This window comes from Spirulina sp. CCNP1310 (genome assembly GCF_034932185.1).
Lineage (GTDB): Bacteria > Cyanobacteriota > Cyanobacteriia > Cyanobacteriales > Spirulinaceae > Spirulina.
Window position 1 is genome coordinate 1 of sequence record NZ_JAYGHW010000110.1, and the last position, 10,240, is coordinate 10,240.

Genomic DNA, 10,240 nt, shown 5'->3' on the forward strand with positions numbered 1-10,240 from the left:
CTGGGAGATTGGAGAGAAACGGATGGTGTGAAGAGAGGATAAGTCACAAAAATAGAACTGATTTACTTCTGACAAAGGGTTTTGAACGAGTACTTTGCAAACACAATCTTTTTTTCGAGGTTCCCTATATTTACTCATCTCCTAATTGAGATGCACCCATCGATAACGTCTTTGATTTCCTCCTGCCGTTCTGAGCTAATCGCTTCACAGCCATCAGTCCAGTTTAACAAATCTGTGACTGTGGCTTCCCGCAGCCATTTCTGAGTTTGCTGTAATGCCAGAACCACGGCGAGATCAGGCTGATTTTTCAGGGTTTGATAAAAGTGAATCATGAAAATCGCGGTGGAGATGTCGGCTACTGTCCAGAGGGTGCTGATCACGTTGGGGGAACCGGCGAGGATGAAGCCGCTGGGAAGGCCGATATATTCATCGCTGGTGGAGGAGATGTCGGTGATGCCGGTTTCGCAGGCGGAAAGGGTGACGAGGCGACAGTTGCCCAGGTCAAGGCGCAGGATATCTTCTAGGGTGAGGCATTTTTGCAGGTCGAGGAATTTGCCCTTTTTGAGGGGGAGGTAGCGGGTGGTGTCGTCGGGTGTGGGTGGGGGGGTAAATTCGCTTTGGGCGAGGATAAGGGCGGATTTGAGGGGGTTTTCAAAGTTGAAGTAGCCGTGACAGGAGAAGTGGGTACAGTGGGCGTTTTTGAGGGTTTGGGGATCGATGGCGGTTTTTTCGGCTTGGTCGTGTTTGAGGGTGTGGTGGGGGTCAAAGAGGGTTTGGATGGCTTCGACTTCGATATCGGTGAATTGAAGGTCTTGGGTGGGGTTTTGGATGGCGAAGAGTTGGTTAAAGTGGGGACGTTGGTTGATGCGGTTTTGGGCCTGTTGGAGGACTTGGCAGTTGGGGGCGTAGGCGATTCCGTTGGGGAATAGGTCTTGTAGGGGGATTGGGCGCAAGCGTTGCGCCCCTACGGGGTCATCCTGTAGGGGCGAATTGCATCCGCCCTCCATGTTTGCGCCCTCTTCGATGGTGATGGGTAGGGCGTGGAGGGGGAAGAGGTGGAGGTAAAGGTGGGGGATGAGGATCAGTTTTTGGCAGGTGGGGAAGGTTTTAAACAGGTTTGCAAGGATTTCATCGAGATGGAGGATTTTGGGGAGTTCTTCGAGGCGTTGGGCTAGGGTTTCGCGCCATTGGTCTTTGTTGGTGTAGTAGTCTTTGAGATAGGCGTTTGTCCAGTCGATGAGTTGATCCCGGTCTTCCTTGGAAGATGTCCAGAGTGTGATCCCCCCTGCTTCTGAAGGGGGGGTTAGGGGAGGATCGGGCATTAGGATAAACGTAAGAAACTTATCCCCCAAAATGTACCATTCTAAAATGGCGGTTTCTTCATCGAGTAAGGCTTGCATTGTGTCGAAATGCAGGGGTTTGTAGGGTTCGAGTTGTTGTTTTTCTTGCCGGAGTTGGTTGAGGTGTTCCGGATCTAGGTTCTCCCCTTGTTGTAGGCGGCGTTCTGCTTGGGCAATGGCGATTTTGAGTTCATCCAACCGTTGGCGGATGTTTTCGGGGATCACGCCGCCGGGATATGCGTCACGGGTGGCCATGAGTTCCACCAAGTTACGGGCTTTGCTGCGGTCTGCGTATTCAATGGCATCCTGGTATCGACCCAATTCTAGGCACACTTCCACCATGCCGAGATAAACTTTGTTCCATTCTTCATTAAAGTTGCGTTTATAGCCCTCACTATCCGCGCCAATTTCACCCCGGAGATATTCCACCTGGTCTAGGGCTGCTTGGAAGCTCTGGTAGGCATTTTCTAGGGCTTGTTGGGTCTGGGTGGAACTGTTCCCAGCGAGGCGAGATTGCGCTCGGTAGGCAAAACCAAAGTTATTCAGGGTTGTTGCTAAGTTGCGGGTTAACCCCAACCGCCGCAGAATTTCTGCTGCTTCATCGTAGGCGGCGACCGCCCCTTCGAGATTGGTGGCGGGGTTGATGTCCATCTCGGCTTGGGTTTGGCGGGCAAGACCGAGATTATTCAGGGTCATTGAGAGGTCTTTTTCTAACTTCAACCGCCGCCAAATCTGTGCAGCTTCATCGTAGGCGGCGATCGCCCTATCGAGATTGGCGGCAGGGTTGATGCCCCTCTGGGCTTGGGTGAGGTGGGCAGAACCGAGGTTAGTCAGGGTTGTGGAGAGGTCTTTTTCTAACTTCAACCGCCGCCGAATCTCTGCTGCTTGATCGTAGGCGGCGATCGCCCCATCGAGATTGGGGGCGGGGTTGATGCCCATCTCGGCTTGGGTGCTGCGGGCAAGTCCGAGGACATTCAGGGTTTGGGCGCGTTTTGGGGGGTTATCCGCCCGCAGTTCCAGCACCACCCCATAGCCCCGGATGGCAATTTCTAACGCTTCTGCATAGCGACCATAGGGAAATTGTCCAATACTGATGCAGGTATTTTCTACTAAATTTGCTATCCCTTCTGCTTCGTCGGGATTCTCAGCCAGATATCCTTGCACAAACTGGGCAATGGTATCCCCCAAGGTGGGAACAATCAACCCCATATTTTGCCGCATCACCTGATGCACTGCTGCTTCATCCCCTCCGCTTTGCCTTTCCGCTTGTAGCAGTTGCCGCCAAAATTGCTGTAATACCCCTTGCTGATTTCCCCCCGTCCCCTCCCTCGCCAAAAACGCCCCCACCGCCTGCGCCACATTTCGCAAAAACCCCGCCGCGTTCTCCCGTCCCTCCCCCTGCAACTGCGCCGCCCTCTGCTCACACACCTGCACAAACCCCTCATCCAGCAACTCCTGATGACGGTTGAGGACATCATTTTCCTCCCCACTGGGACAATTCAAGAGTTCTTGAATCAGCGCAAGATAAGCCCCCATCCGTTGTTCATCCATCGCCCCAACCCCAAAACAACACCCCCATTTTACCCCCCAACCCAGAAACCGGGTTGCCCCATCCCCCCATTTCCCCCCCAAACCCTCCCAAAAACCCGGTTCCAAACCTATGATCATTCTTAAACCCCAATCCCTACAAACCCGAACCATGGCCACCCAACAACAACCCCAACCCATCGAAACACGAGTCACCAATCTAGAACTCCAACTCACCCAAATCCAACAACTCCTCGCCACCCTCACCCCCCCACCCAAACCCTGGTGGGAACAGATTACCGGGAGTCACGCCAACGACCCCACCTTTGAAACCGCTATGCAACTCGGCCAACAATGGCGCAAAACCGCCCCCTAAAATCAGCCTAACCCAATGTATATTCTCGATACCGACCATCTGAGCCTCATCCAACGCAATAGCCAACCCGGTCAACGGATCTTGACAAAAATAGCCAGCATCGATCGCCTTGAAGTTGCTGTCACGGTCATCACCTACGAAGAACAAATTAGAGGCAGACTCAGCTTTCTATCTCAAACCAAAACCATTGAACAACAGATCATCGCCTATGAAGGACTACAAACCACAGCAAAAGACTATTGCCATATTCCCATTTTACCCTTCGATTATCCGGCTGCTATTGAACATCAACGCCTCCGTAAAACCTACCCCCGTTTAGGGAATATGGACTTAAAAATAGCTGCCATTGCTCTGGTTCAAAATGCCACCCTCCTCACTTGTAACGAGTCTGATTTTGGCATCATCCAAGAACTCTCTATCGAAAACTGGTCAATCAACTAACTCAAATCCAGAAACCGGGTTGCCCCCATCCCCTCATTTCCCGCCCAAACCCTCCCAAAAACCCGGTTTCAAACCGCAAACTTGAAACCGGGTTTCTTGCACCAACCCCTTCCCCGCTACAACATCCCTGAAACCCGGTTTCTTTGCCCCCAACATGACGCAAGGAAGGCATCAATTGGCGAAATTGCCAATGACTCCCCTTTGTCCGAACGTGATACCATCCATCATTTTCTAAAATTTTGATGATATCCTTGACCTTCATCGCCCCAACGCCAAAACAGCACGCCCATTCTGCCCCCCCCCCAACTCAGAAATGAAGTTGCCCCATTCCCTCCCTCTCTCCCCCCATTGCCCCAAAAAATTTAAACCAGACCAAAAATCTCCGGATCTATTCTGAACCTAGGGGTACTAAGGAATGGTAGATGCACCCTGATTTTGCTCCCCTTCCCGCACCCCTGAATGCGGGGAGGGGTTTTTATTGCAAAACCTGCATATTCTCAATCAGCCATTGCTCACCCTCGCGCACCACCTCATACCGCACCCGTAAATTATCATCATAGGAAGCCGCCGGATTGGGTTGGCCATTGACGTATTCCGTGGAAGCCTCCCGCACTGCCGCTTCCACCACTGCCTGATTGGGATCGTCGGGATCAACATTCACCGTTTCCACCTCGACCCGGTGTTCATATTCCCGATAGGTATTGTTCCCCTGTAATCCTTCCGCTAATTGTCGCCATTGGGTGCGGAGGGGTTCAGCCAAAATGAGGTCTAATGCTTCCACCTGATAATCAGGGCCAAAGGCCAAGGTTTTCACCTTTAGCCAAGTTTCCACCACCTGCCCCCCGGTTGTCAGATCTAAAGGATCGGTGGCTGCAATGGGGGTAGGGGGCGCATTGGGATCGGGGATTTCCGGTGCAGGGGGTTCGATCGCCAGGGGGGTGACTTCCGGAATTGGTGTTTCGATCGCTTCTTCCGGCCGATTGAATAACAATTGCCACAGTTGAGCGATGAGGAAACCAGCGATCGCCACCCCAATCACTCCCCCCGCCCCCAGGAGAATCAGCCGAGGGGTTTGTTTCGAGCGGGGAGAACGACGGGGCGATGGGTGCGCTGACGCGGATCGCCTTGCCACCGGCATTTCTGCCTCCGAAACGGGGGGGCGTTCCCTCAGCCGTGGGGGCCGGGGGGTTTCCAACACAGCCGCTTGCGGAATCGCCGGATTGGCCGCAGCAGCGGCCTCCGCCTGCAACGCCGCCCCCACCGTTAGCTCCGGATTCGGAGCCATGGCCGCCGCCGTCAGATGGGATTCCACCACTGCCCATTGATTTTGCGTTCCTGGCGTTTCCCCCTCCCCCGGTAGCTGCTCTAAATAGCTTTGCACCGATGCATCAGCAAAGTAATCCTTTAACGCCACCGTTTGATAGGCTAAATCTTGAAAATGGGGAAACACCTCCGTTTGCAGCCAACGCTCCCCATAGAGACACAAGCCCGGCAGTAGATCCGGCGCATCCTGGGAATGGGTTTGAATAAACTGCAAGGGTTCATGGTCTTGGCTTTGCTCTAATTCCCGATTGGCGGCTTCCGTTTGGCCCAACAGCAATGCACAGATCGCTTGCTCCAAATGTACATCCTGCCGCCGTCCCAACCGTCCCAGCCAATCCTGAGCCTGGGCAATCAATTGGGGCTGGCCATAGGCAAACCCCCGCGCAATCAAGGCATAGACCGCCAAATACATCGCCACCGCCGAGGGCCGCCGTGCTTCCAGTTCAAACAATTCCTGCTGCTCTGCCGTGGTGAGATAGCTGCGGAGTTGTTGGATAAACCGGAGAAAATCGTCTAGATCTAGCCCCGATTGATCATCTTTCGTGCCATCAATGCCGCCCCGGTCTTCCAGCATCTCTAATAAAACCTTCATGCCTTGGGCCCGACTGGCTTCATCGCCATTTTCACGGGTGAGCAGTTCCAAAATCCGGTAGGGCCGCAGTTTATAGAGATCGGCTTGAATTTCGCCGCGAATATTGGCAAATAGCCCTTCTCGCAGGAGCAATTCTTGGCCATAGTGGGCGGTGTGGGCCGCCTGTTCAGAGGCCCCCTGTTGCCATTGTTCCCGTCCCAATTCCAAGCTCGCTAAGGCGAGGGTGAGGACAATATCAGCGCGAACCAAGCGATTGTTGACCAATTCCGCTTGTTCTGGGGGGAGTTTGGCCTTGGGATCAATGAGGGGTTGGGCCAGTTGTAACACCAGTTCATATTCCCCCAATTCATGGAGGAGCAGCAACGCCCCCAACAGTTGGTTATTGTTGATCTCTAAGCTGGGGGACTGGGGATCGGGGGAGTTGAGGAAGTTGGCATCGTAGCGCGATCGCTCCTCCGGGTTGGCGAGGACGCTGTAGGCTTCATCCAACAACTGCTTGCGGGTATTAATCGCCAAATCACTATATTCCCGCCGGGGCAATTGCAGGGCGCGGTCATGGTAAGCCTGACTCAATTGCTGGCCATCGGCTTGAATGGGGATCCCCAAGATTCGGTAATAATCCAGCGGAATGCGCACAGTCAATTCTCCCAGCCGTGTGGCGAAAACTTTTCAGTAAGCCGAAACAAACCGGCATGAAACGAAGTTATCTTAACATCATCCTTTGCCGGGGAATGCTGAACTTTGGCCTATGGGTTGGAAGATGTAGGGGCGAAAAATTTTTCGCCCTCCCCTAATTCTCTTTTCTATCCTCTTTGCTCTATCCTCTCTCCTCCTTAAAAGGCTGTTGGCTCTCTTGCCAGATTAAGCGTTGCACAGGGGCGATCGCCCGATTCACTTCCTGGCCCTTCCGCTGGGGATCGGCTAAAAACGCCGCCTGCTCCTGGGCAATCATCGCCACATCCTGACGCACTAACCCATCGAGTAGCCCCCGCGCTGAATTGAAGAGGCTATTTTTCACCCAGCGGCGAAAGGGGATGGGGAGTTTATGGAGCCGCCAGAAGGCATTGAGGGAGGTGAAATGGATTAAGTAGGCGCGGGTGTGGGTGGGGCTGACGGGGCAAAAGAGGCAATAGATTTTAAAATCATTCCCCAAGCTCGAAGCCCAATGGGGATAGATATAGCTCACCGTCAGGGGTTCGGGGTGAAGCTGGCGCAGGGCAGGAATAAACAGTTGAGAGACAGACCAGATTTTATCGATTTTGTAGTAGCTCTGGGCTTCGTAATAGGCATCCACCCGTTGGCTCTGGGTTTCGATGCGCTCTAGCTTGGCTTCTGCCCAGGCCTGGTAATTGTCATGGAGATGGCCGTGGTGCATATCCATAAGGTTTTCAATCAGGTAGGAAAAATGGCCGGGACAGTCGATGGTGGTCCAGGAGGCGATGTAATTGAGGTGATCCCATTCTGGCAAGCCCATGAGGGGAACATCTGTGCCATCCCCCGATCCACCAAAAAGCCAGATAAACCCGTCCTGCTCCCGCACGGGGTAGGTTTTGATCCGGCAGGTGGGGAGCTTCTGCTCTGCACCTAAATAGGGGATCTCGGTACAGTTCCCCGCCGGGCCGATGTGCCAACCGTGGTAGGCGCAGGCGATCGCCTCCCCCACAACGGCCCCCTCACTCAATTTCACATGACGATGGGGGCAACGGTCTTCGAGGGCGTGAACCTGGCCTTGGCGATCGCGATAGAGGGCGATCGCCTCTCCCCAGAGGATCACCGCCACGGGTTTAGCCCCCACTTCGCTGCTTTGGGCCACCCCATACCAATGGTGACGGTTAATTCCACAGGTGCGCAGTTGAGGGAGGGCAGGGACAGAGGGGAGCGGAGTTGATGTACTCATGGCAGGGGGTAAGGGGCTGAACTCAATTGGACAATGGCCCGGTGGCTTCCCATGGGCCGGCCTGCATAGTTTGGCCTATTTTCAACGCGATCGCTGGGGGCAATGGTGAGTAAATTTAGATTCATTGGATTATTTTGTAGTTTTTGATACTGAACCCCCAAGCTTCTGTAGCTATTGATACCAAAAAATTCAAATTCTGGAATCAAAAGCAATATTTATCTTTGATGTCAGAAAATCAAATCTAAAAAAAAGCTTAAAAATAGGTAAAGAAATGTAAAATGATGCTGACATTCCCAAGTTTTTCACATTTCCCCCTTAATCTACATGATTGAAGAACACGATCCAGCAACCCTAGGCAGGTGTCTCATGGCTACCCTCACAATGCTCCCCCAAGTGAATCAACGCATCCAACTCAGCGAGACCCTCTACGAGATCTATAGCAAAATCCATCAGGTTAAAACCCTCACCAACATTGAGTATCAGATCCTCTACACCCTCAAACAGGATCAAAACTTGGGCGAAGATCATCGCAATATGCTGACCCGGATCTTCTACACGTTGGACAAGCTGGATAAACAGTACAAAGCCCAACGGTATCAACCGGCTTTCGCCTGCGCCTAAACCCCTATCCTGGGGGGATTTTCCCACCCTAGGCTAGGGTTCACCCCTAGCGCATCACTCGAAGTTGTTGTTCTCGGCGCGTGAGACTATCGCATAAAATCCGCACAATATATCCCTCCAACTGTCGTGCTAGGGCAGGATGTGCCTGCTGCATCTGCTGAAACCTGGCCTGGCTCAAACCGTAGAGTTGCGTTTCTACCTCCGCCACCACTGCATTGGACAGGGGAGGTTTGCCATAAAACCGCATTTCCCCCAATAAATTACCCTGGGTCACGGTTTGGAGTCGTTTGGTTTTGCCATCGGGGAGTTCTAAGAGAACGCTCACCCGACCAGAGGCAACGAAATAGAGGCGATCTGCCATTGCGCCGTCATCACCAACGGCCTCCCCATACCCATAGACCCGTTCCCCCGCCGCTAATGTGACCGGCTCCAAATAGGTGCAAAATGTTGCCACCTGTTCCGGTGGGAGAAATTTCTCCATCAAGATGGTGGGGAAGTCTGCCTCTATGCCTAGATTGGCGGCCAATAGCAGGTTTTCGCACCATTCCAAGCCGCGATCAATATCGTCGAAAAACTGACAACTTCCCCCGGCATCAAGGGAGCAATAGTTTTCCTGGGGGGGAATTGCGCCGCCCTGCTCTAATTGGGCGCGAAAGACGGGGGCAAGATTGGTAAAAACGAGGGTGATCTGCTGCTGTTGAGCTAAGGTGCGGATCTTGCGGCAACTCAACACCGCTGAGGCATCAACGCCGGTCACTTGGCGAAAATCCAAGACAATAAATTGCAACGGCTCGCCATCCCCTAGGCGCTGTTTTACTTGTTTAAGTAGATAGTTGGCAGTGCCGAAAAAGAGGAAACCTTGGAGTTCTAGGATAAAAATGCGATCGCCTTGGGCCTTGAGTTGGGCCAATTCTGCGCCGCTGCGCTCCACATTGCTGCGGGTGGTGGCTCCCGATAGCACTTCTTTGGCCACATCCACATGGCTGTAGTGATACATAAACAGCAGGACGGACAGGATAAACCCGACGGCAATCCCTTGTAAAAAGCCAAACAGGTTGATGGCCACGACCATGGCGACGACGGTGAGATAGTCCATGGTGGGGAGGATGGCCCAGGATTGGATCAACCATTTGTAGAGGAGGGTGAGGCCGAGATAGAGGAGTAACGAGCCAAGGACGGGCTTGGGAAAATAGGCGAGGAACCCGGAACCCAGAGCCAAAACGGCTAAACAGGGGAGGGCGGCGATCGCCCCCGTTAACCGACTATGGCCGCCAATGTTATGGACCAAGAGCGTACTGGGGAGGGCTTGGTTGCCCACCATGCCACTGCCAAACCCGGCGATTAAACTGGCTAAACCCATGGATCGCAGTTCGGTATTGAGGTTGAGATCCCGCCCCACGACCAATTCAATGCCGCTATTGCTCAGAACTAAGGAGAGGAGGCTAACAAGGGCGACGGTGATCATGCTGCCGGTTTGGGGGGCGATCGCCCCCCAATCCACCCCTCCCAAGGCCCCCAACCCCACCGGCTGCCATAGGCCCCCCGCCGGGAATGGCCCCAAGAGCCACCCCGCCCCCCGGGCCGTCTCAATGGGGATCTCGTTCACCCACAGCCAACCGTAAAAGAGGACAATCAGGGCCAAGAGTGTCCCCGGCATCACCAAATAATGTTTAAATCGCTCCGATAGCCCCAAGAGGATCGCCGTAAACAATAGCCCCACGCTCCAATAGGGCCAAGCGGCTCCCAAGGCCGGTAACGCGGCCCAAGTCAGGGGTTGATCACTCGTCACCTGAAAAAAGCCATCCACCAATAACCACCCTGTTCCCGCCATGAACCCCCCCACCACAGGATAGGGGATAAACCGGATCGCATCGCCGCCCCGGAACATTCCCAAGCTGAAGAGGAAACTGCCGGTGAGGAAGGAGGCGAGGGCGATCGCCACCGAAACCGTTAAAAATACCCCCTCTTCCCCCGCCATTTGGGCCGCAATCTGGGCCGCCATCACCGCCAGAATGGCCGTCGGGGCCGCTAGAGGCGTGGCAATCATCCCCGGCAGGCCGCTGGTGAGGGCCGCCACCACGCTCACCACCCCCGTACTCAACACCGCCATCCCCCCCCCCTCC

At 54.0% G+C, this 10,240-nt stretch carries 8 protein-coding genes; 3 read left to right on the forward strand and 5 right to left on the reverse strand.

Annotated features, from left to right (window positions below; translation table 11 throughout):
* Positions 1–134: 134 nt before the first annotated feature.
* Positions 135–2,891, reverse strand: coding sequence for a CHAT domain-containing protein (locus VB712_RS20190; protein ID WP_323258131.1), 2,757 nt, complete (start codon positions 2,889–2,891; stop codon positions 135–137).
* Between the two features lie 109 nt (positions 2,892–3,000).
* On the opposite strand from VB712_RS20190, the gene VB712_RS20195 reads away from it, so the two are divergent.
* Together VB712_RS20195 and VB712_RS20200 are read left to right on the forward strand one after the other, a co-directional pair.
* Positions 3,001–3,243, forward strand: a complete 243-nt coding sequence (locus VB712_RS20195) for a hypothetical protein (protein WP_323258133.1) — start codon at positions 3,001–3,003, stop codon at positions 3,241–3,243.
* 15 nt (positions 3,244–3,258) lie between these two features.
* Positions 3,259–3,684 (forward strand): type II toxin-antitoxin system VapC family toxin, encoded by a 426-nt coding sequence (locus tag VB712_RS20200; protein ID WP_323258135.1) that lies wholly within the window; start codon positions 3,259–3,261, stop codon positions 3,682–3,684.
* 1 nt (position 3,685) lies between these two features.
* Here the strand turns inward: VB712_RS20200 and VB712_RS20600 are convergent, their stop codons facing one another.
* From VB712_RS20600 to VB712_RS20210, 3 genes are all read right to left on the reverse strand, one after another.
* The gene (locus VB712_RS20600; RefSeq protein WP_416236418.1) at positions 3,686–3,946 is read right to left on the reverse strand and encodes a type II toxin-antitoxin system HicA family toxin; all 261 of its coding nucleotides are present in this window, start codon (positions 3,944–3,946) and stop codon (positions 3,686–3,688) included.
* 213 nt (positions 3,947–4,159) lie between these two features.
* Positions 4,160–6,235 carry an IMS domain-containing protein gene (locus VB712_RS20205; protein WP_323258137.1) on the reverse strand — a complete coding sequence of 692 codons (2,076 nt, stop codon included), beginning with the start codon at positions 6,233–6,235 and terminating at the stop codon, positions 4,160–4,162.
* A 181-nt stretch (positions 6,236–6,416) separates the two neighbouring features.
* A complete protein-coding gene (locus tag VB712_RS20210; protein WP_323258139.1) occupies positions 6,417–7,496 on the reverse strand; it encodes an aromatic ring-hydroxylating dioxygenase subunit alpha in 1,080 nt (359 codons plus the stop codon).
* A gap of 366 nt (positions 7,497–7,862) precedes the next feature.
* Here VB712_RS20210 and VB712_RS20215 point away from each other — a divergent pair, with 366 nt between their 5' ends.
* Positions 7,863–8,117 (forward strand): hypothetical protein, encoded by a 255-nt coding sequence (locus tag VB712_RS20215; RefSeq protein ID WP_323258141.1) that lies wholly within the window; start codon positions 7,863–7,865, stop codon positions 8,115–8,117.
* Positions 8,118–8,163: 46 nt separating this feature from the next.
* Here the strand turns inward: VB712_RS20215 and VB712_RS20220 are convergent.
* On the reverse strand, positions 8,164–10,240 hold a 2,077-nt coding region (locus tag VB712_RS20220; protein ID WP_323258143.1), incomplete at its 5' end, for a SulP family inorganic anion transporter.